This is a genomic window from Hyphobacterium sp. SN044, from assembly GCF_021864465.1.
Lineage (GTDB): Bacteria > Pseudomonadota > Alphaproteobacteria > Caulobacterales > Maricaulaceae > Hyphobacterium.
The window spans coordinates 205,144-226,524 of record NZ_JAKKUV010000004.1 but is presented as its reverse complement, the minus strand read 5'-3'; the positions used below and the strand labels follow the sequence as shown (position 1 = coordinate 226,524).

Genomic DNA, 21,381 nt, shown 5'->3' with positions numbered 1-21,381 from the left:
CCATTCTACCAACGGGTTTCGAAGCGGCGGCGGAGGAAGACCGCCAGCGCGTTGAAGGTGATCATCAGGCCGAGCAGCACGATGATCGCCGCGGCCGTGCGGGCCTCGAAGGCGCGCTCCGCGCCGTCGGACCACAGGAAAATCTGAACCGGCATCACCGTCGCCGGCTCTGTCAGTCCGTCGAGGCTCAGCGACGGCACGTCGGCAATGAAGGCGACCATGCCGATCATCAGGAGCGGCGCCGTCTCGCCCATCGCCTGGGCCATGCCGATGATCGAGCCGGTCAGGATGCCCGGTGCCGACAGCGGCAGGACGTGGTGGAAGACGGTTTGTGTCTTCGACGCGCCCACGCCCAGCGCGGCTTCGCGGATCGACGGCGGCACGGCTTTCAGCGCGGCGCGCGCCGAGATGATGATGGTCGGCAGCGTCATCAGCGCCAGCACCATACCACCGACAAGCGGCGCAGATCTTGGCAGTCCGAACGTGTTGATGAAAACCGCCAGGCCAAGCAGGCCGAACACGATCGACGGGACCGCCGCGAGGTTGTTGATATTCACCTCGATCAGGTCGGTCAGCCGGTTCTTCGGTGCAAACTCCTCGAGATAGATCGCGGTGAACACGCCGATCGGCATGGCCAGCGCCATCGTCACGGCGATGGTAAGCACGGTGCCGATCATTGCGCCGAGCACGCCGGCCAGCTCCGGCTCACGGCTGTCGGCATTGGTGAACAGCCAGGTATTGAACCCTTCGCTGACATTGCCGCGCGCCTGAAGCGCTTCGGTCCAGGCGATCTGCGCGTCCGAGAAGCGGCGATCCGCTTGCGGCACGCTGAGGGTCAGGACTTCGGCGCTCGCCGCCGTGTCGGCATCGCCGTCGACCAGGATGCGCCCCGAAACCGATCGTCCGTCGGCAGAGATGGCGTCGACGGACACGAAGCCGCCGGCGATGCGCACAAGCCGGCTCGGCAATTGCGGCGTCAGCTCCAGATCGCCGCCATCGTCGCGCGTCAGGGCGCGCAGCGCGGCCGCCTGTTGGCGCGCCGCTTCCGCGTCTTGCGACGATTGTTCGGAACGCGCGGCATCGCCCGCGGCTTCCGAACGCGTTTCATAGCGCTCGGCCCGGGCCTCGATCGCATCGGCGCGAAGGTCGAGATCGGCGCGGACCGCATCGCGAACCGCCGCGAAGACCCCGGCTTCCGAAATGATCGTCGCGCGTCCGTCGGCGCGGGAAATGGTGAAACCGCCCGCCAGAACCTCGCTCTCGCGGCCGGTGATCTGGCCCTTCAGATAGAGGTCGGCGTGGTCCGAAATCGGGAAGGTGAAGTCGATCGTCTGGCCGACGAGGTCAGGATTGTCGGCGACCTGGTTCAACAGGCGCGCGGCGACCAGCGGCGTGTAGAGGCCGAAAAGGTCACGCAAATCCTCGCGCTCGGTGACGGTGGGAAATTCGGCGCGCAGCGCGTCCTGCAACACGCCGTTATAGCTGCCGCGGCGAAGCGAGTCCGGGCTGCGGTCACCGGCCGGATCAACCCGTTCCGCATCGAGTTCCACCCGCAGGGTCAACTCGTTGACCGTGAAGGCCGAGATCGCCTGGCTGCCGATCGAACCGATCAGCAGGGCGAGCATGGCCAGGGCGAACACGATCGCGGCGATTCCGAACGCCCGGAACCGCGCCTCGTCGCGATAGCGCTTGAGCAGCCGCTTTTGCACGGCGGACTGGCGGTCGGCACTAGTCATACTTTTCCCGGTATTTCTGAACGACCCGGAGCGCGATCACGTTCAGCACGAGCGTGAAGGCGAAGAGAACAAGACCCAGCGCGAAGGCGGACAGCGTCTTCGGGCTGTCGAATTCCTGGTCGCCGGTCAGCAGCATCACGATCTGAACCGTGATCGTGGTGACCGATTCGAACGGATTGCCGGTCAGGTTCGCGCCCTGTCCGGCGGCCATGACCACGATCATCGTCTCGCCAACCGCGCGGCTGACGGCCAGCAGCAGCGCGCCGACAATGCCCGGCAACGCGGCGGGCAGAATGACTTCACGCACGGTTTCGGACTTGGTGGCACCCATCGCGTAGGAGCCGTCGCGCAGCGATTGCGGCACGGCGTTGATCACGTCGTCAGACAGTGACGACACGAAGGGGATGATCATCACGCCCATGACCAGACCGGCCGACAGCGCGCTCTGCGTCACCGCATTCTGCAGCGCGACGATGCCCGTCAGGTCGCCGACCCATTCCGCCGCGCCGCGGATGGCGGGGCCGATGGTGAGCAGCGCGAAGAAGCCGTAAACCACGGTCGGAATGCCCGCGAGGATTTCCAGAAGCGGCTTCACGATGCGGCGCGTCGTCGGCCCGGCGTATTCCGACAGGTAGATGGCCGAGAACAGGCCCACGGGCGCTGCCACGATCATCGCGATCAGCGTGATCATCGCCGTGCCGGCAAACAGCGGCACCGCACCGAACGCACCGGACTGGCCGACCTGATCGGCGCGGATCGCAATCTGCGGGCTCCAGTGGAGGCCGAACAGGAAGCGGTCGATTCGCCAGTCGATCGCCTCGAAGAATCGCAGCGATTCGAACAGCAGGGAGGCCACGATGCCGACCGTCGTCAGGATCGCGATGACCGAGCTGGCCAGCAAGACGACGTCGATCAGGCGCTCGACATGGTTCCGCGCGCGGAAGCCGGTATTGATGCGCCGCCGGGCCAGGGACAGGCCAGCGAGACCGGCCAGCACGCTGAGCACCGCCGTCAGGGCTGCCGACGTCCAGGCCGACATGCCGAGCTGGCGTTCGACGATCGTCGCGATGACGACGACGGCAAGCGCGGGGATCGCCGTCCAGGCGGCCAGGAAATAGCCGTGATAGTTCGGCAGGGAATGCAGGCGCACGGGCTTGTCGCCGGACACGGCAACGGCGCGCGCGCGGCCCGCATAGAAGGCGGCCGCAATCAGGACGAGCAGGGCAAGACCTGTAATCGCGCTGACGGACATGAAAATCGGTATCCAGTGCTGCCTGTCATTCACTGAACGGATCAAAACCCGTCCAATCCGGCCAGCCTCTACACCGCGCCTCGCTGCGGCTGTATGTCAGTTCCACAACAGTTTCGTGACAACCGCCGTAGGCCGTCACTCCGTGGAAGCGGCATCCTGAATCGCGGCTTTGGCCGCAGGCATGGGCATGAAGACCGAAAACACGGAGCCTTCGCCCTGCGCGCTTTCCACAATGAAGCCGCCGCGGTGCCGGCTGATGATGTGTTTCACGATCGCCAGCCCCAGCCCGGTCCCTTCCTTGGGACCGCTTTTCTGACCGTCGACCCGGTAGAATCGCTCCGACAACCGGGGCAGGTGGCGGCGTTCGATTCCGACCCCGGCATCGCGCACGCGCATGACGGCAAAGCGGCGCTTCGCCTGGCCCGAAATCGGCCCGCCCGGCAGCGCGATAGCGACCCGCGCCGCCTGATTGCCCAGTGCGTGGCTGGAATGTTCGGCCTGATCGCGGGTCAATCCGCCGCGCACCTCGATGACAACCCGCGATCCGCTGGCGGAATATTTGATCGCGTTCTCGACCAGGTTTTGCGCCACCTCGATCAACTGGTCGCGCTGCCCCACGACCAGCGTGGCTTCGTCGGCATCGGCCTCGATCAGGACGCCCTTTTCGCGCGCGATCGGTCCGAGCACGTCGATCGTGTCTCGGGCTATGGCGGCGATATCGACCTCGTCATTTGGCGGGAGGTGCTCGTCCATCTCCACGCGGCTGAGCGAGAGAAGATCGTCGATCAGGCGCCGCATGCGTTCCGTCTGATCGTGCATGATCGACAGGAAGCGGTCGCGGGCGCCGATATCCTCGCGCGCATGTCCGCGCAGCGTCTCGATGAAGCCCGCCAGCGAAGCCAGCGGCGTGCGCAATTCATGGCTGGCATTGGCCAGGAAATCGGCCCGCATCCGGTCGGCGCGCTTGATCGAGGTTTCGTCCGCCATGACCAGCAGCGCCCGCCAGGGGAAGGGCCCTTCCTGTCCGGTCTTCAGCGGAATCACGTGGGCGCGGATATGGCTCTCCATGGGAGCGAACGTCGAATACTCCACCGGTTTCTGGTTTTCCCCGCGCAGCGCGCCGGAGATCGACTCCAGCACTTTCGGCTGGCGAAGCACGGCAGAGAGCTGCGCCCCCTCCGCGCCCAGGCCCAGAAAGTCCCGCGCCGCCGGGTTCGCCTGCTCGATCCGGCCGCCGGGACCGATCACCAGGACGGGTGTCGGCAGGCGGGCGACGATCGTGTCGGCCAGCTGCAGCGGATTTTCGGCCGGGCGCGCCGCCGGCGCGATGATCGCGGGCGGCTCCCGGTTCACCGGCGCGGTCACAAGCAGATAGTAGATGAACCCGAGTGCGGCGATGGCCGCGGCGCTGGCGATCGCCTCCCAGACCCCGATCCCCCCGGTCACGGCGAGGACCATGAACACGACCGTCGCGATCGCGATCAGGGCGATCACATCGCGGCGCCGGAGCCGCGTACGTTCCCGAATCTGGGGATCAAGGTTGCTCAAAGTTCACTCGTTAGCGTGCCGAATTTGAAGTATTGCCCCCGCCTTGTGACACGCACTCGCGCACGGGGGGAGTCCGGTCACCGACCCTGCGCATTTTGTTTGCTTTCGTAAACATTTGTTCCGGACTCCCCTGATTGGGCATCACGAAAAACGAGAGGCTTTTCATGTTACTCGCTAAGCTTTTAGCGTTTTTCGATAAAAGTTTGTTGACTTTCGAGAGCGCACACATAGGATGCATCCAAAATTCCGATGCGGGACATCTGAACAACAATATGAAACGTCGTCTCCTCCTCCTCGCTGCGGTGAGCCTCACCGCAACGTCCTGCGCCAGCACAGATCTGGCGCAGGGCTCCGCCGCACTTCCCGCGGCCGGTTCCATCTGGAGCGGTCCGGCTGAGGCCGGCCCCCTGCCGGTCGACTGGGTGGCCACCTTCAATGATCCGCGTCTTGGCGAGCTTGTCGCCGAAGCGCAGCGGGCGAACCCGTCCGTGGCGGCCGCGGCGGCGCGTTTCGACGCGGCGCGCGCGTCAGCCCGGGCCGCGAATTCGAGCCGTCTGCCGTCCATCGGTGCCGGCGGCGACGCGACCCGGACCGAGACAAACGCCGGTGGCGGCAACGCCTTCGGCGCGGATCTGTCCGTGTCTTGGGAAGCCGATGTCTGGGGCCGTCTGAGCGATCGCGCGCGGGCCGGACTGGCCGATGCCGAGGCCAGCGGTGCCGATCTCGAAGCGGCGCGCCTTTCGCTCGCCGCTCAGGTCGCCAAGGCCTGGTTCTCGCTGCTCGAAGCGCGGCTGCAGACCGACCTCGCGGCGCGCGACGTGGAAATGAAGGAGCGTTCGCTGTCCTTCGTCGAGCGCCGCTTCGAAGCCGGCGTGTCGCGGTCGTCCGACGTGCGGACCTTCCGCAGCGCCCTCGCCTCCAGCCGCTCGACCCTGGCCCTGCGCCAGCGCGCCGAGGCGTCCGCCGCCCGGTCGCTCGAAATCCTGCTCGGCCGCTACCCGTCGAACACGATCGCGCACGACAACGACCTCCCGACGCTTGGCAATCTGACAGGTCTCGGTGAGCCGGCCGATCTGCTGGTACGCCGCCCGGATATCCTGGCCGCCGAAGCACGCCTGAATGCCTCGGGCTACCGCGCGAGCGAGGCCCGGCGCGCGTTGCTACCCCGCCTGTCCTTCACCGGCCGTAGCGGAACCGGCGGCAGCGATCTTGGCGATCTGCTCGATGCCGACACGCTCGTGACCAATTTGATCGGCTCGCTGACCGCGCCGATCTGGTCGGGCGGTGCGCTGCGCGCCGAACGCGACCGCGCCGAAGCGGCCGCCCGCGCCCAGCTGCATACCTATGTGAACACGGTGCTGTCGGCCTGGCGCGAAGCGGAAGACGCGATCTATTCAGACGCGCTTCTCGCCGACCGTCTCGCAGCACAGGCCGAAGCCTTCGAACAGGCCGCGGCCGCCGAGGGCCTGGTCGAGCGGCAATACCGCTCCGGTCTGGCCACCATCTTTGAACTGCTCGATGCGCAGAGCCGTAGAATCAGCGCCGAGAGCCTTCTGATCAGCGCCCGCCGCGAGCGGGCCACCAATCGTGTGGACATCTATCTCGCCCTCGGTGGCGACTTCCTCCCCGCCTATCCGTCCGCGGCGCAGGAATAGGAGACCGTTATGAGTAAGACGAAATCCCGTCTCGTTGGCATTTTCCTGCCCGTCGGCGTCATCCTGGCCTTCGTGGCCGCCTTCATCGTGTTGCAGGTCACCGCGCCTCGACCCGAGCGCGTCGATCCGCGCCCGCGTCCGGTCGCGGTCTTCGCCGCGCCGATCGAGCGCACCGACGTGGTTCTTCATGTCGACACGCAGGGCGAAGTCAGCCCGTTGACCCAGATCGACCTGGTTCCGCAAGTGGCCGGCCGCATCACCTATGTGAACCCGAACTTCATCGAGGGCGGCTTCTTCGAGGCCGGCGAAACGCTGATCCAGATCGACGATGCGGACTATCGCCTCGCCGTGACCCGCGCCTCGGCGCAAGTGGCCCAGGCCCGTCAGGCGCTGGTTCGCGAGGAAGCCGAAGCCGAACTCGCCGCCAGCGAATGGGCAGAAATCGGCGAAGGCCAGGCGTCGCCGCTGACCCTGCGCGAACCGCAGATGGCCCAGGCGCAAGCCGCCCTGGCTGCGGCCGAGGCCCAGCTTCAGGAAGCGCGGCTGAACCTCGGGCGCACGCGGATTTACGCACCGTTCGACGGCCGCGTGCGGACCAAGTCCGCGGACCTCGGCCAGTATGTCGGCCCGGGCACGCGTCTCGGCCAGGTGTTCGCGACGGACGCCGTGCAGATCCGCCTGCCGCTGACCAACAGCCAGCTGGCGATGCTGAACATCCCGGTGGCCTTCCAGGCGACCGAAGCCAATCCCGGCCCGAATGTGACCCTGTCCGCCGAGCTTGCGGGAGTGCATCGCGAATGGCAGGCCCAACTCGTGCGCACGGACAGCACGATCGACCCGCAGACCCGCGTGCTTTACGCCATCGCCGTGGTCAACGACCCCTATGGTCAGGCAGCCGCCGAGAATGGCGCGCCGCTTCCCGTGGGCTTGTTCGTCGATGCCGAGGTCGAAGGCCGCACCGTGGAAAACGCCTACGTCATGCCGCGTTCCGCGCTGCGGGGCACCGACACGGTCTATGTCGCCGAAGCCGGGGGCACACTCGTCTTCCGTAACATCAGCGTGATTTCGTCCAGCCGCGACCGCCTGGTTGTCTCGGGCGATGTACATGAAGGCGAAATGGCGATCACCTCGCCGGTCCGGGCCGCATCCAACGGCATGCGGATCCGAACCCTGACCGCCGATGGCGAGGAATTGCCGGAGTTCAGCGCCGACCTCTCCGCTGAAGACGAAGAGGCCGAAGACGAAACCGAAACCGATGATGCAGGCGAGCAGGCAGCCAATCTCGCCAGCGCCGAATAGGGAATCGCGCCCAGCGCGAAGGAGACGGTCATGACCGACCCCAATCACCAGACCGAACACCGCGGCATCATTGCCTGGTGGGCCCAGAATTCCGTCGCCGCCAACCTGTTGATGTTGGTGGCCATTGTCGGCGGCGTCCTCGGATATTTCGCGATGAACCGGGAAGTCTTCCCGACCGCGACCATGCCGGGCGTCGAGATTTCGGTGGCCTGGCCGGGCGCATCGCCGCAGGAAGTCGAAGAGCAGATCATCCTGCGCATCGAGGAAGCGGTGTCCGACGTTGACGGCATCGACACGCTTTATTCCACGGCCCGGGAAGGTTCGGCCTATGTCCGGATCGAAGGCCGTAATTCGGTCGACACTCAGGAATTCGTGAACCAGATCGAACAGCGGGTGAATTCGGTCAACAACCTGCCGCCATCGTCCTATCGCCCGAACATTTCCCAGATGCGCGATCAGAACCAGATCGTGATCTTTGCAGTCCATGGCGACATGCCCCGCCGCGACCTGCAGCGTGTGGCCGAAGAAATCCGAGATGAAGTGGCGGCCCAGGTGCCTGGTGCCTCGCTCGTCGAACTGATGTCGGTCATTCCAGAGGAAGTCGCGATCGAAGTCGATCAGGAGGCCATGCGCCGCTACGGCCTGACCTTCGACGAGATCGCCCGCTCGGTGCGCTCCTCTTCGCTGAACGCCTCCGCCGGCAACGTCCGCACCGATATCGGCGACGTGCCTCTCACGGCGCGCCAGCTGGCGGATTCCGCGGAAGACTTTGAAGACATCATCATCCGCCAGACCTCGGCGGGCGGCACGATCCGCATCGACGACGTCGCCGAAGTCATGGACGGGCTTGTCGACGCCAACATCCACGGCACGTTCAACGGCCAGACGATGGCGCTGGTCTCGGTCATGTCGGGCGAGAACACCGACGTGGTGACCGTGTCCGATGGCGTCGCGGCCTACATCGAACGCAAGAATGCCGAGCTGCCGGACAATGTTCAGCTGACCTCCTGGCTCGACTCCTCGGACGATTACCGCGGCCGGATGGAGACCATCCTGTCGAGCGCCATCTTCGGCATGCTGCTGGTGATGCTGACCCTCATCCTCTTCCTCAGGCCCATCGTGGCGCTGTGGGTGACGGTAGGGATTGGCGTGGCCTTCCTGGGCGCATTCCTTGTGCTGCCGATGTTCGGCGTGACGCTGAACATGCTGTCGCTGTTCGCCTTCCTGATCGTAATCGGCATCGTCGTCGACGACGCCATCATTGTCGGCGAGAACATCCACAACCGCGTCGAACGCGGCGAAACCGGCCTGACCGCCGCCGTGGTCGGCACGCAGATGGTGCTGAAGCCCGTCATCTTCGCCGTCATCACGACGATGATGATGTTCGCGCCCTGGATGCTGCTGACCGGCCCCGTGGTCCAGTACACGGCCCAGATTTCGATCGTGGTCATCGCCGCGCTCGGCTTCTCGCTGGTCGAATCCCTGCTCATCCTGCCGGCTCACCTGTCGCACATGAAGCCGCAGGAAAACCGCGGCTTCTTCAAGCCTCTGCTCGACCTGCAGGAACGCATCGCCGACTCGATGGTCTGGTTCGCCCGGCACATCTATCGCCCGGTCGCGGTCTTTGCGGTCCAGCGCCGATACTCGACGCTCTTCTTCTTCATCGGTGTCTTCGTCCTGGCGATCGGCCTGCAGATGACCAACCGGGTCGGATCGGTCTTCATGCCGGAGATCGAGTCGACGATGATCCGGGTGAACATCACGCTGGCCGAAGGCACGCCCTGGAACCGGACCGAGCAGGTCCGCGCACAACTGGAGCGCGCCGAGGAAGAGACGCAGGCCTATTACGCCGAGATGTTCCCGGGCGAAGGCGACATGATCCAGGGCCGCGCCACGCTGGCCACCGATGGCGGCGTGCGCGCCTGGATCACCCTGCCCGAGCCCCCGGAACGTCCGGGTCACCTGCCGACCCGTGACGTGGCCCAGCAAATGCGCGAATTCCTCGGTCCGATCCCGGATGCCGAGGAAGTCCGCCTCGATACTTCTCTTGACGGCGGCGGCTCGTCTGTCCGCTTCGCGCTCAGCCATACCGATCTGGACGAGCTGCGCGCGGCGGCCGACGACCTGAAGGAAGAGTTGCGCAGCTACGACACGCTCTATGACGTGGTCGACAACCTGCAATCCTCGCTTGACGAACTTCAGTTCACCCTGCGCCCGGATGCCCAGGCGCTCGGTCTGACGCTGGCCGATGTGACCCGTCAGGTCCGCCAGGCTTTCTATGGCGAGGAAATCCAGCGCCTGCCCCGCAACGGTCAGGACGTCCGCGTGATGCTGCGCTTCCCGCGGGAAGCCCGGGCCTCGCTCGACACGCTGAACGATTTCCGTATCCGCACCGCGGACGGCCGCGAAGTCCCGCTCGCAACCATTGCCGACGTCGAATACGCGCCGGGTCTCAACCGGATCAGCCGCCGCGACCGCATGCGGACGGTGACCGTCAGCGCAGAGCTGACCGATCCGGCCGCGCGTCAGGAAGTCTCCCAGAATCTGGAGCAGAACTTCTTCCCGGAATGGGAACAGCGTCACCCTGGCGTCAGCCGCGAGGAGACCGGCGAGTCCGAAGGCCAGCGTGAGTTCATGGCCGAGCTTGTCCGGCTCGTCATCCTGATGCTGGGCGGCATCTACATCCTGCTCGCGATCGCGTTCAAATCCTACGCCCAGCCCTTCCTGATCCTGATTGCCATTCCGTTCGCTTTGGCCGGTGCCCTGTTCGGACACCTCGTCTTCGGGATCTCGTTCGGCCTGTTCTCCTACTTCGGGGTCGGGGCCGCGGCCGGGGTCGTGATCAACGACAACCTGGTCCTGGTCGACTTCGTGAACCGGCTCAGAACCAACGGCGTGGGGGCCTTCCAGGCACTGATCGACGCGGGTGTGCAACGCTTCCGCCCGATCATTCTGACCTCGGTCACGACCTTCCTTGGCATCCTGCCGATGATGGCCGAGACCTCGACCCAGGCGCAGTTCCTGAAGCCGATGGTCGTGGGTCTGGGCTTCGCGGTCGTGTTCGCCCTGTTCCTGACGCTCTTCCTCGTCCCGGCGATGTACGCCATCGGGGTGGACATCAAGCGCCACTTCGTGGGCGCCTGGACGGGCGTGCGTCAGCCGGGCATCGGGTCCAGCTATCACGAAACCAAGGATGGTCAGCCGGACATCGATGTCGGCACCATTCAACCGGCCGAGTAGGGCCAATCCTGAACGCCGGGCAGACCCCTCTGTCCGGCGTTCGCATTTGCAACTTGAGCAGCACCGCGTTCACTTCCGGCCCGCTCTGGGCTAGACGGTAGCGCAACAATCACCGGGCAAGTGGCCCGGCAGGTGGGAGAGACTTCATGAGGAAACTGCTTCTGAGCGGCGCGTGTCTCGCGCTTCTGGCGGCGTGCGGCGAACCGACCGCGACCGACGAAACCAACACGCCCGAACAGGTGACGATGGAAGAAACCGGCGGCGAACAGACCGCAATGGCCGGTGACGCCGAGATCGGCGACTGGGGCTTCGACCAGACGGGTATGGATACCGCTGTCGATCCCGGTGACGACTTCTATCGCTACGCCAACGGCGCCTGGCTCGACCGGACGGAAATTCCGTCCGACCTGTCGAACTACGGCATGTTCACGGAATTGTCGCTCGAGGCCGAAGAGCAGATCGAGGACATCATCGTCGACCTGCAGAACGAGAACCCGGCCGACGGTACCGTGGAGCAGAAGGTCGGCGACCTCTATGCCAGCTGGATGGACACCTCGACCCTCGACGAGCGCGGCCTGGCGCCGATCATGCCGCTGATCGAGGAGATCAATGCTGCCGAAACGCACGACGATTTCGCGGCGCTGATGTCGACCCTTCACCACCAGTCCATGTTTGGCGCGGGCATCATCCCCGATCCGGCCGACACGACCCGCTATACGGTCTTCGTCGGTCAGGGCGGACTCGGCCTGCCGGATCGCGACTACTATCTCAACGAAGACGATCGCTTTGCGGAATACCGCTCGGGCTACCGCGACTATATCGCGCGGATTTTCGATCTCGCGGGGATCGACAATGGCCAGGCGCGCGCTGACGCCATTCTCGATCTGGAAATCCGGATCGCCCAGGTCCACTGGACGCAGGAAGACAGCCGCGACATCCAGCGCATCTACAACCCGATGCCGCTGTCGCAGCTTGCGGAACTGGCCCCGCAATTCAACTTCCAGCAGGGCTTCAACGGTCTCGGCATCGGCGGTGTGGAAAGCTATCTCGTCGCCCAGCCAAGCGCGATCGAGGGCACCGGCACGATCTTCGCCGAAACTCCGGTCGATGTTCTGCGCGACTACATGACCTTCCACCTCCTGAATTCGAACACCAACGCCCTGCCGCTGGCCTTCGACCAGGCCAGCTTCGAATTCTTCGGCCGCGAGTTGAACGGCACCGAGGAGCAGCGCGAGCGCAACCGCCGCGGTGTGAACCTCGTCGGCGGTTCGCTCGGTGAGGCGGTCGGCCAGATCTATGTCGAGCGTCACTTCCCGCCGTCCTCCAAGGACCAGATGGAAGACCTCGTCGCGAATCTGGTCGCGGCGTTCGAGGAACGCCTCGAAAACCTCGACTGGATGGACGACGAGACGCGCGAGCAGGCGCTGTTGAAACTGTCCACCTTCGAGCCGCGCATCGGCTACCCGGACGAATGGACGGATTACTCGAACCTGCAGATCGAGGCCGGTGATCTGTTCGGCAATCTCCAGCGCATCGCCGAATTCAACTGGAATGAGCAGGTCGCAGACCTGGCCGGACCGGTGGACCGCAACGAGTGGCCCTACCCGCCGCAGACGGTGAACGCGTCCTACAACCCGCTGATGAACCAGATCACCTTCCCGGCCGGCATCCTGCAGCCGCCCTTCTTCGACCCGAACGCCGATGCGGCGATCAATTACGGTGCCATCGGCGCGGTGATCGGTCACGAAATCGGCCACGGCTTCGACGACCAGGGCCGCCGCTTCGACGAGCAGGGCCGCATCCGCGACTGGTGGAGCACGGCCACGAACGCCCAGTTCGAAGAACGCTCGTCGCGTCTCGGTGCCCAGTACGACACCTACTCGCCGATCGAAGGCATGAATGTGAATGGCACCTTCACCATGGGCGAGAATATCGGCGACCTTGGCGGTGTTCAGATGGCCTACTCGGCCTATCAGCGCCATCTCGACAGCTGCTGCGGCGGCGAAGCGCCGGTGATCGACGGCATGACCGGCGATCAGCGTTTCTTCCTCGCCTGGGCCCAGGTCTGGCGCCGCCTCTATCGCGAGGACAATCTGCGCGCCCGTCTGACAACGGATCCGCACAGCCCGTCGCAATACCGCACCAACGGCGTGGTCCGGAATCTGGACGAATGGTATGAGGCATTCGACGTCGGTCCCGACGACGCGCTTTACCTGCCGCCGGAAGAACGCGTGAAGATCTGGTAGGTCACCGGCCTGTCAGAATGAGGATCAGGGCCCGGCAGAAATGCCGGGCCTTTTTCGTTCACCGGCCGTGCGCACTGGCCCCTCCCCTTTGCCCGGAAGGCCATTTGCACTAGATGGGGCGCAGGAAATCACTCCTGGGGAGAATTGAAATCATGAAGGCAAAATGGCTTGGCGGCGTGTGCGCCGCTCTGCTGCTCGCGGCCTGCAGTGAGCCGGCAGAGACGCCGGAAAACACGGACGCGGCAGCGCAAACCGAAATCGACGAAACGACCACCGCGGACGCCACGGCTTCGGCCCAAGGCGAGCCGCGTTTCGGCACGTTCGGCTTCGACGCAGCAGGCATGGACACCTCCGTATCTGCCGGCGACGACTTCAGCCGCTTCGCCAATGGCGGCTGGATCGACTCGACCGAAATTCCGGCCGACCGGTCCGCCTTTGGCATGTTCACCGTCCTCTCGCTCGAGGCCGAGGACCATGTCGAAGCCATCATCACCGAGGCCCAGGCCGCGGCGGGCGAAGCGGGTTCGAACACCCAGCTCGTCGGCGACCTCTACGCCAGCTGGATGAATGCCGACGCCATCGAGGCCGCCGGGCTCGATCCGATCCAGCCCTTCCTGGCGGAGATCGCGGCGGTAGAAACGCATGACGATGCGGCCGCGCTGTTCAACTCGGTTCATCACCAGAGCCCGTACGGCTTCGCCGTCTGGGCCGACCCGGCCAACCCCGAAGCCAATGCGCTGCGCCTCTTCCAGGGCGGGCTCGGCATGCCGAACCGCGACTATTATCTCAGCGAGGACGAGCGCTTCGTCGAATACCGCAACGCCTATCGCGACTACATTGCGCGCATTCACGAACTGGCGGGAATCGCCGACGGCGAGGCCAAGGCCGATGCCATCATCGCGTTCGAAACCCGCATCGCCGAGGCGCACTGGACCCGCGAACGTTCCCGCGAAGTGACCGAGACCTACAATCCGATGCCCGTCGCCGATCTCGACGCACTGGCACCGGCCTTCAACTTCCCGGAAGGCATGGACGCCCTCGGCATCGATGTCGATCAGGTCATCGTCGTGCAGCCCAGCGCGATCGAGGACACGGCCCGGATCTTCGCCGAAACCGACATCGCGACGATCCGCGACTATCTCGCCTTCCACTTCATCTCCGACCGGGCCAGCTGGCTTCCGGCGGCGTTCGACGAGGCGAGCTTTGCCTTCTTCAACCAGACGCTGAGCGGTCAGCAGGAACAGCGGGCGCGCAACAAGCGAGGCGTTCAGCTCGTCGGCGGCGCGCTTGGCCATGCCGTCGGCCAGATCTACGTCCAGCGCCACTTCCCGCCCTCCTCCAAGGAGCAGATGGAAGGCCTGGTCGAGAACCTGATCACGGCCTTCCGTGGCCGTCTCGAAAACCTCGAATGGATGGATGACGAGACACGTCAGCAGGCCCTGGAGAAGCTCTCCACCTTCGAGCCGCGCATCGGCTACCCGGAAATCTGGGACGAGTATGACGGCCTCGAAATCGCGTCGGACGACTATTTCGGCAACCGCATCCGCATGTCGGAATTCGCCTGGGCCGAGCAGCTGGAAGACCTCTCCCAGCCGGTCGATCCGCGCGAATGGAGCTGGCCGCCGCAAATCGTCAATGCGAGCTACAACCCGCTTCAGAACCAGATCACCTTCCCGGCTGGCATCCTGCAGGCCCCCTTCTTCGATCCGAACGCCGACCCGGCGATCAATTACGGCGCCATCGGCGCGGTGATCGGTCACGAGATCGGTCACGGCTTCGACGATCAGGGCCGCCGCTATGATGCTGAAGGCCGCCTGCGCGACTGGTGGACCACCGAGACCAATGCCCGCTTCGTCGAGCGGTCCGACCGTCTCGTCGAGCAATACAATGAATTCTGCCCGCTCGAGGGACAGTGCGTCAGCGGACGCCTGAGCCTCGGCGAGAATATCGGCGATCTCGGCGGCATGCAGATGGCCTACACGGCGTGGCGCAACTACGCCGAAGCCAACTACCCGAACGGCGAAGCCCCGGTCATCGACGGCTTCACTGGCGACCAGCGCTTCTTCCTGGCCTGGGCGCAGGTGTGGCGGATCATGTACCGCGAAGACGCGCTGCGCGCGCAGCTCGTCAATGGTCCGCACTCCCCGGGCATGTACCGCATCAACGGCGTCGTGCGGAATCTCGACGCCTGGTACGACGCCTTTGGCGTCACCGAAGGCGATGCGCTCTACCTGCCGCCGGAAGAACGCGTCCGGATCTGGTAACAGGCCCGCACGTGGCAATGAACGAGGCCCGGCAGTAATGCCGGGCCTTTTTCTTGGCCGGCACGGGAACTTTTCTCGACGTTGCGCGTCTTTAGGCGGCGGCAAATGATTGCCCCGCCTGGATCAACACGGGAGATTTTCGCGATGAAGAAGTGGATCGCCTTTCTGCTTGCCGCGTCTTCGCTGACGCTTGCCGCCTGCAATACCGTGCAAGGTATTGGCCGCGATGTCGAAGCCACGGGCGACGCCATCGAGGACGCCGCCGATTGATCACGACGGCGTGAAAACCGGGCCGGACGGGCAAGCCAGGCCCGTCCGCGCTTGTTCTTAACAGTTTGTTCAGTTGTCACCCCGCTCTCGCGGGCTACCCTCCCGGTTTGATTTTCATACCCGATGGGGAGGGTTTCTTCCGATGAAGACCTATTGGCTTGGCGGCGTCTGTGCCGCTCTGCTTCTTGCCGCGTGCAGCGAACCGGTCGATGCGCCGGCCGAGAACACCGAGGACACCGCCTCCGGCGCGGCAATGACGGACGGCACGTCCGGCACCGATACCGTCATGGCCGAAGCCGATCCGCGCCTCGGCGAATTCGGCGTCGAGACGCAGCACATTTCCGAAACCGTCGACCCGGGTGATGACTTCTTCACCTACGTCAACGAAGGCTGGCTCGAAACCGCCGAATACCCGCCCGGCTTCTCGAGCCTGAACGGCTTCACGGAACTCTATCTGGAAACCGAAGCCCGCATCGAAGAGATCATCCAGCGTTCGGCCAACGGCAATCCCGCCCCCGATACGCCGGAATACCAGATCGGCACGCTGTACAACGATTTCCTGAACACCGACCGGATCGAGGAGCTGGGTCTGACCCCGCTCCAGGCCGATATCGACGGCATCCTCGCCTCCGAGACGCACGAGGACATCGCACGCTGGTTCGGCCGCCCGTCGCAGATGTCGATGTTCTCCATGGGCGTCACGATCGATCCGGGCGACCCGACCCGCTACGTGATCTCGACCGGCCAGGCCGGCCTGGGCCTTCCGAACCGCGACTATTATCTGCGTGAGGACGATCCCTTCCCGGGTCACCGCGAAGCCTATGTCGACTACATGACCGGCCTGTTCGATCGCGCCGGCATCGACAATGGCCGCGAACGCGCTGAGGACATCCTCGCGCTCGAAACCGCCATCGCGGAAATCCACTGGGACCGTGCCCAGGTCCGCGACCGCATCGCGAACTACAACCTGATGACCGTCGACGAGCTGATCGAGTTCGCGCCGGGCTTTGATTGGCGGGCCTTCCTCGAGGAAGAGGACGTGGCCGGTCAGGAAGAGATCATCGTCAACACCGACACGGCGGTTCAGGCGCTCGCCCAGCTCTTCTCCGAGACGCCGGTCGAGACGCTGCGCTCCTACCTCGCCTTCCACTTCATCGACAATCACACGGCGATGCTGCCGGAAGCGTATGACACCGCCTCCTTCGAATTCTACGGCCGCCGTCTGAATGGCACCGAGGAACAGCGCCCGCGCGAACTGCGCGCCGTGCAGTTCGTGAACGGCCAGCTCGGCGAGCTGATCGGCCAGGTCTATGTCGAGGAGCATTTCCCGCCGGAATATCGCGAGCAGATGACCGAGCTCGTGGAATATCTCCGCCGGGCCTTCGCCGACCGCCTCGAAACCCTTGAGTGGATGGATGACGAGACCCGGGCCGAAGCCTTCGACAAGCTCGAAGCCTTCATCCCGAAGATCGGCTATCCGACCCAGTGGCGCGACTATTCCTCGATCGAGATGGAGCCGGGCCAGCTGATCGCCAACTCCAACGCGGTCGGCGACTGGGGCCGGGCGGATTCCCGCTCCCGTCTCGGCGGACCGATCCGCCAGTGGGAGTGGTTCATGAGCCCGCAGACGGTCAACGCCTACTACTCGTCCCAGCGCAACGAGATCGTCTTCCCGGCCGCCATCCTGCAGGCCCCCTTCTTCGATCCGCATGCCGACATGGCCGTGAATTTCGGCGCCATCGGCGGTGTGATCGGCCACGAGATGGGCCACGGTTTCGACGACCAGGGCAGCCGTTCCGACGGCACCGGCCTGCAGCGCAACTGGTGGACCGAATTCGCCCGCAACGAGTTCGAATCCCGCACCGCCGTGCTCGAGGAGCAGTATAATGGTTTCTGCCCGATCGAGGGCGACTGCGTCCGCGGCGCCCAGACGATGGGCGAGAATATCGGCGACCTCGGCGGCCTTTCGATCGCGCTTCACGCCTACCGCATGTATCTCGAGGATCATGGCGGCGGCGAGGAGATCGACGGCTTCACCCCGGAACAGCGCTTCTTCATGGGCTGGGCCCAGGTGTGGCGCGGCATCCAGACCGAGGACTCCATGCGCAACCGGCTGATCACGGGCGTGCACAGCCCCAATCAGTACCGGGTCAATGGTGTCGTGCGGAACATGGACGCCTGGTATGACGCCTTCGGCGTGACCGAGGAGGATGCGCTCTACCTCGCCCCGGAAAACCGGGTCTCGATCTGGTAGACCGCACGCAGAACTGGTGAACGGCCCGGCCCCCAACGCCGGGCCGTTTGCTTTTTTGCCCAAGCCGTTGCAATTCAGGCGCGGGCAGGAAGGAAGACCAATGCGCGTTCTCGTTACGGGTGGAGCCGGTTTCATCGGATCGGCGGTGGTGCGCCGTCTCGTCTCCGAGGGCCACGACGTTCTGAATTTCGACCTGATGACCTATGCCGGCGACGAGCGCGCTGTCGCGATATGCGCCGGCAAGCCCAACTATGGTTTCGTCAAAGGTGACGTCGCCGACCCGGCCGCGGTCTCGGCGGCGTTCGAGAGTTTCCAGCCCGAATACGTCATGCATCTCGCCGCGGAAACGCATGTCGATCGCTCGATCGACGGACCGTCAGCCTTTATCCGCACGAATTTGACCGGCACTGCCGTGATGCTGGAATGCGCGCTGGCCTACTGGAAATCGCTATCGCAATCGGCGCGCGCCGCCTTCCGGATGCTGCACGTCTCGACCGACGAGGTCTATGGCTCGCTCGGACCCGACGACCCCGCCTTTCTCGAAACGACGCCCTATGCGCCGAACAGTCCCTATGCCGCCTCGAAGGCCGGGGCGGACCATCTCGCGCGGGCCTGGCAGGTCACCTATGGCCTGCCCGTGGTGATCTCGAATTGTTCGAACAATTACGGGCCGTTCCAGCACCCCGAAAAGCTGATCCCGACCGTGATCCGCAAGGCGCTCGCCGGCGATCCGATCCCGGTCTATGGCCGCGGCGAGAACGTCCGCGACTGGCTGCATGTTGACGATCACGTCACCGGCCTGCTGGTGGCCATGACGCGCGGCACGCCGGGCGAGAAGTACAATTTCGGGGGCAATGCCGAACGCAGGAATATCGATCTCGTCCGCGAGCTTTGCCGCCAGATCGATGATGCCTTCCCCGCGCCGGACGGCCCCCGCGCCGACCGGATCCAGTTCGTTACTGATCGCCCCGGCCATGACCACCGATATGCAGTCGATGCCGGCAAGGCGAAGGCGGAACTGGGCTGGACTCCCGCCACCCCCCTGAACGAAGGATTGCGCGCAACCGTGGCTTGGTATCTGCAGAACCCGGCATGGCTGGCGCGCGATCCGTCCGAATTGGCACGGCTCGGCCTCGGCCGCGGCGATGCGGCAGCGGAATAGGAATTCACGACGATGGCGGCACCCTGGAAAGGCCTGATCCTGGCGGGCGGCACCGGCAGCCGCCTCTATCCGCTGACCCATGCGGTGAACAAGCACCTGCTGCCGGTCTACGACAAGCCGATGATCTACTACCCGCTGACGACGCTGATGCTCGCGGGGCTCAAGGATTTCGTCATCGTCTCCAGTCCGGACTCGCTCTCCCAGATCAAGGCGCTGCTCGGCGATGGCCGCCAATGGGGGCTGAGCTTCGCCTACGCCGCACAAGACCGGCCGGGCGGGATCGCCGAAGGGTTTCGCGTTGCTGCCAACGAACTCGAAGGCCACCGCGTCGCCCTCATTCTCGGCGACAACATCTTCTACGGCGACGGTCTGTCGAAACGCGTCCAGGAAGCCACGAAGCTGGAAAAAGGCGCGACCATTTTCGGCTATGAAGTTGCCGACCCCAGCGCCTTCGGCGTCGTCGAGGTGGACGCCAAGGGCAAGGCCATCTCGCTGGAAGAGAAGCCGAAAAAGCCGAAATCGAACCACGCCGTGCCCGGCCTGTATTTCTACGACGAATCCGTCCTCGACATGGCGTGGGATCTCAAGCCCTCGGCCCGGGGCGAACTCGAAATCACCGACATCAACCGCGCCTATATGGAGCGCGGCGACCTGAATGTGATGCTGATCGGACGCGGCGTGGCCTGGCTTGATGGCGGCACCCATGCCGACCTGTTCGAGGCTTCGCAATTCATCAAGGTGGTCGAGGAACGCACGGGCCTGAAGGTCGCCTGCCCTGAGGAAATCGCCTACCGGATGAAATTCATCGACCGCGCGCAATTCGCCGAACTGGTCGATGAATCCCCGAAGACCGAATACCAGCGCTATCTGAAACGCCTCCTGAAATCGCTCTGACGCGACAACGGGAACGCCTCATTCCAGTCCCGCACCTTCTTTTTGCGCCCCCGTGTTCAAGACGAGGCCGCTGCATTACCGCGCTTCATTCCCGCCCCGGCTTCGGGGAGGCAAACCGGGCGAAATGGGCCACGGCACGGCCGAACGCCCGGATGGGCTTGAGGATCAATCGAAAGGGAAATGGCGCGCCCGAAAGGATTCGAACCTCTGACCCCCAGATTCGTAGGGCGATTTGGGGCGTTATCTGACGATATTTCTCAATCTCTGGAGATAGATAAGCTACTGATTCCTATTGCATAAGGCGACTTTGTCGTTAGACCACCATATCCACGAATTTACGCGCGGTGCGCCCATGGTGCGCCCACGAAACGCGGGGATAGACGGCGATGCCAAGGCTCACGAAACGCCTGGTCGAGGCGATCCCAGGCTCCAGGCAACCGACCTATGTCTGGGATGATCAGTTGAAAGGATTCGGGGTCCGCACCGCGGCGAACGGGGCGAAATCCTATCTCGTTCGCTACCGCGCCGGGATCGGGCGACGGGCTCGGCAACGAAAGATAACAATCGGCCGGCACGGGTCACCCTGGACCGTCGAGACCGCGCGAAAGGAGGCGCTTCGAATCCTTTCGAGTGCTGCGCATGGAGAAGATCTCCTCGACCTCCGCCAAACAAAGAACGCGGAGCTCCGCTTTGCCGAACTCGCCGAGAAGTACATCACCGAGCACGCCATTCCGAACAAGAAGCCGTCGTCGGTTCGCGAAGACCAGCGGCTTTTCAGAACCACGCTGTTGCCGAGATTTGGTTCACTACGCGTTTCGGAAATCTGCGAGCGCGACATCCTGAAACTTCACTCGGATCTCGCCGGCACGAAGTCCAAGGCGAACCACTGCCTTTCCCTGCTCTCCAAGATGTTCAATCTTGCCGAGACTTGGGGATACCGCGAACGCCGCACCAACCCGTGCTACACGATCAGGAAATACAAGGTCGCACCGCGCGAGCGCTTCCTGAGCAAGGAAGAAATCGGCCGGCTCTTCTCGGTGCTTTCCCAAGAGGAGGAGATCGGCGGCACCCACCCCCACGCAATTACGATCTTGCGCTTGCTGATGCTCACCGGAGCACGAAAAGGCGAGATCATCTCACTCGAATGGAGTGAAATTGATCTCGACCGCCGGACCATCACCAAGAAGGACACGAAGACCGGTCGAAGAACCATGCCGATCAGCCAACCGGTGATCGACATCTTGTCAAACCTTGAGCGGCAGGTGGGGTCGCCTTTCGTATTCCCGGCAGCTCGCGGTGACAGTCATTTCCAGGGCCTGACCAAGGAATGGCTCAAGATACGCAGGCGCGCGGGTCTGGAAGACGTCAGGATTCACGACTTGCGTCACACCTTTGCCAGTCTCTCGATCGCGAGCGGTGTCTCGATCGCCGTCCTCAGCAAGTTACTGGGGCACGCTTCGATCACGACAACGGAGCGGTATGCGCACCTGACGAATGACCCGGTCCGCAAGGGTGCAGAAGAGGTGGGGACCGTTCTTTCTAGCTGGCTGATGAACTGACT

Annotated in this window: 13 protein-coding genes; 10 read left to right on the top strand and 3 right to left on the bottom strand. The window is 64.4% G+C overall.

Going from position 1 to position 21,381, the window contains the following annotated elements; all coding sequences use genetic code 11:
• Window positions 1–5: 5 nt before the first annotated feature.
• The 3 genes from pstA to L5876_RS07595 form a co-directional block, all read right to left on the bottom strand.
• Entirely contained in the window at window positions 6–1,736 is a 1,731-nt protein-coding gene (pstA, locus tag L5876_RS07605) for a phosphate ABC transporter permease PstA (RefSeq protein WP_236955576.1), read from the bottom strand.
• Entirely contained in the window at window positions 1,729–2,988 is a 1,260-nt protein-coding gene (pstC, locus tag L5876_RS07600; RefSeq protein WP_236955575.1) for a phosphate ABC transporter permease subunit PstC, read from the bottom strand. Before pstC ends, pstA begins: the two co-directional genes overlap by 8 nt.
• A 135-nt stretch (window positions 2,989–3,123) precedes the next feature.
• The gene (locus tag L5876_RS07595) at window positions 3,124–4,482 is read right to left on the bottom strand and encodes an ATP-binding protein (RefSeq protein ID WP_236955574.1); all 1,359 of its coding nucleotides are present in this window, start codon (window positions 4,480–4,482) and stop codon (window positions 3,124–3,126) included.
• Between the two features lie 326 nt (window positions 4,483–4,808).
• Here L5876_RS07595 and L5876_RS07590 point away from each other — a divergent pair, with 326 nt between their 5' ends.
• From L5876_RS07590 to L5876_RS07545, 10 genes are all read left to right on the top strand, one after another.
• Window positions 4,809–6,191 (top strand): efflux transporter outer membrane subunit, encoded by a 1,383-nt coding sequence (locus tag L5876_RS07590; protein ID WP_236955573.1) that lies wholly within the window; start codon window positions 4,809–4,811, stop codon window positions 6,189–6,191.
• Between the two features lie 9 nt (window positions 6,192–6,200).
• On the top strand, window positions 6,201–7,490 hold the full coding sequence (locus L5876_RS07585) for an efflux RND transporter periplasmic adaptor subunit (RefSeq protein WP_236955572.1): 1,290 nt from the start codon (window positions 6,201–6,203) through the stop codon (window positions 7,488–7,490).
• Between the two features lie 30 nt (window positions 7,491–7,520).
• Window positions 7,521–10,730 carry an efflux RND transporter permease subunit gene (locus L5876_RS07580; protein WP_236955571.1) on the top strand — a complete coding sequence of 1,070 codons (3,210 nt, stop codon included), beginning with the start codon at window positions 7,521–7,523 and terminating at the stop codon, window positions 10,728–10,730.
• Window positions 10,731–10,876: 146 nt separating this feature from the next.
• Entirely contained in the window at window positions 10,877–12,976 is a 2,100-nt protein-coding gene (locus L5876_RS07575; RefSeq protein WP_236955570.1) for a M13 family metallopeptidase, read from the top strand.
• Between the two features lie 152 nt (window positions 12,977–13,128).
• A complete protein-coding gene (locus L5876_RS07570) occupies window positions 13,129–15,240 on the top strand; it encodes a M13 family metallopeptidase (RefSeq protein ID WP_236955569.1) in 2,112 nt (703 codons plus the stop codon).
• A 144-nt stretch (window positions 15,241–15,384) separates the two neighbouring features.
• Entirely contained in the window at window positions 15,385–15,510 is a 126-nt protein-coding gene (locus L5876_RS07565; RefSeq protein ID WP_063777223.1) for an entericidin A/B family lipoprotein, read from the top strand.
• Between the two features lie 142 nt (window positions 15,511–15,652).
• On the top strand, window positions 15,653–17,764 hold the full coding sequence (locus tag L5876_RS07560) for a M13 family metallopeptidase (protein WP_236955568.1): 2,112 nt from the start codon (window positions 15,653–15,655) through the stop codon (window positions 17,762–17,764).
• Between the two features lie 100 nt (window positions 17,765–17,864).
• The gene (rfbB, locus tag L5876_RS07555; protein ID WP_236955567.1) at window positions 17,865–18,926 is read left to right on the top strand and encodes a dTDP-glucose 4,6-dehydratase; all 1,062 of its coding nucleotides are present in this window, start codon (window positions 17,865–17,867) and stop codon (window positions 18,924–18,926) included.
• Between the two features lie 12 nt (window positions 18,927–18,938).
• Window positions 18,939–19,820 (top strand): glucose-1-phosphate thymidylyltransferase RfbA, encoded by an 882-nt coding sequence (gene rfbA / locus L5876_RS07550; RefSeq protein WP_236955566.1) that lies wholly within the window; start codon window positions 18,939–18,941, stop codon window positions 19,818–19,820.
• 386 nt (window positions 19,821–20,206) lie between these two features.
• Complete coding sequence (locus L5876_RS07545) at window positions 20,207–21,379, top strand: site-specific integrase (RefSeq protein WP_236955565.1); 1,173 nt, start codon at window positions 20,207–20,209, stop codon at window positions 21,377–21,379.
• Window positions 21,380–21,381: the final 2 nt, after the last annotated feature.

Bases quoted from the DNA above. Each gene is read 5' to 3' on its own strand.
- rfbA (WP_236955566.1), top strand. From the start codon at position 18,939: ATGGCGGCACCCTGGAAAGGCCTGATCCTGGCGGGCGGCACCGGCAGC.
- L5876_RS07585 (WP_236955572.1), top strand. From the start codon at position 6,201: ATGAGTAAGACGAAATCCCGTCTCGTTGGCATTTTCCTGCCCGTCGGC.
- L5876_RS07590 (WP_236955573.1), top strand. From the start codon at position 4,809: ATGAAACGTCGTCTCCTCCTCCTCGCTGCGGTGAGCCTCACCGCAACG.
- L5876_RS07565 (WP_063777223.1), top strand. From the start codon at position 15,385: ATGAAGAAGTGGATCGCCTTTCTGCTTGCCGCGTCTTCGCTGACGCTT.
- L5876_RS07560 (WP_236955568.1), top strand. From the start codon at position 15,653: ATGAAGACCTATTGGCTTGGCGGCGTCTGTGCCGCTCTGCTTCTTGCC.
- pstA (WP_236955576.1), bottom strand. From the start codon at position 1,736: ATGACTAGTGCCGACCGCCAGTCCGCCGTGCAAAAGCGGCTGCTCAAG.
- rfbB (WP_236955567.1), top strand. From the start codon at position 17,865: ATGCGCGTTCTCGTTACGGGTGGAGCCGGTTTCATCGGATCGGCGGTG.
- L5876_RS07575 (WP_236955570.1), top strand. From the start codon at position 10,877: ATGAGGAAACTGCTTCTGAGCGGCGCGTGTCTCGCGCTTCTGGCGGCG.
- L5876_RS07580 (WP_236955571.1), top strand. From the start codon at position 7,521: ATGACCGACCCCAATCACCAGACCGAACACCGCGGCATCATTGCCTGG.
- pstC (WP_236955575.1), bottom strand. From the start codon at position 2,988: ATGTCCGTCAGCGCGATTACAGGTCTTGCCCTGCTCGTCCTGATTGCG.
- L5876_RS07545 (WP_236955565.1), top strand. From the start codon at position 20,207: ATGCCAAGGCTCACGAAACGCCTGGTCGAGGCGATCCCAGGCTCCAGG.
- L5876_RS07570 (WP_236955569.1), top strand. From the start codon at position 13,129: ATGAAGGCAAAATGGCTTGGCGGCGTGTGCGCCGCTCTGCTGCTCGCG.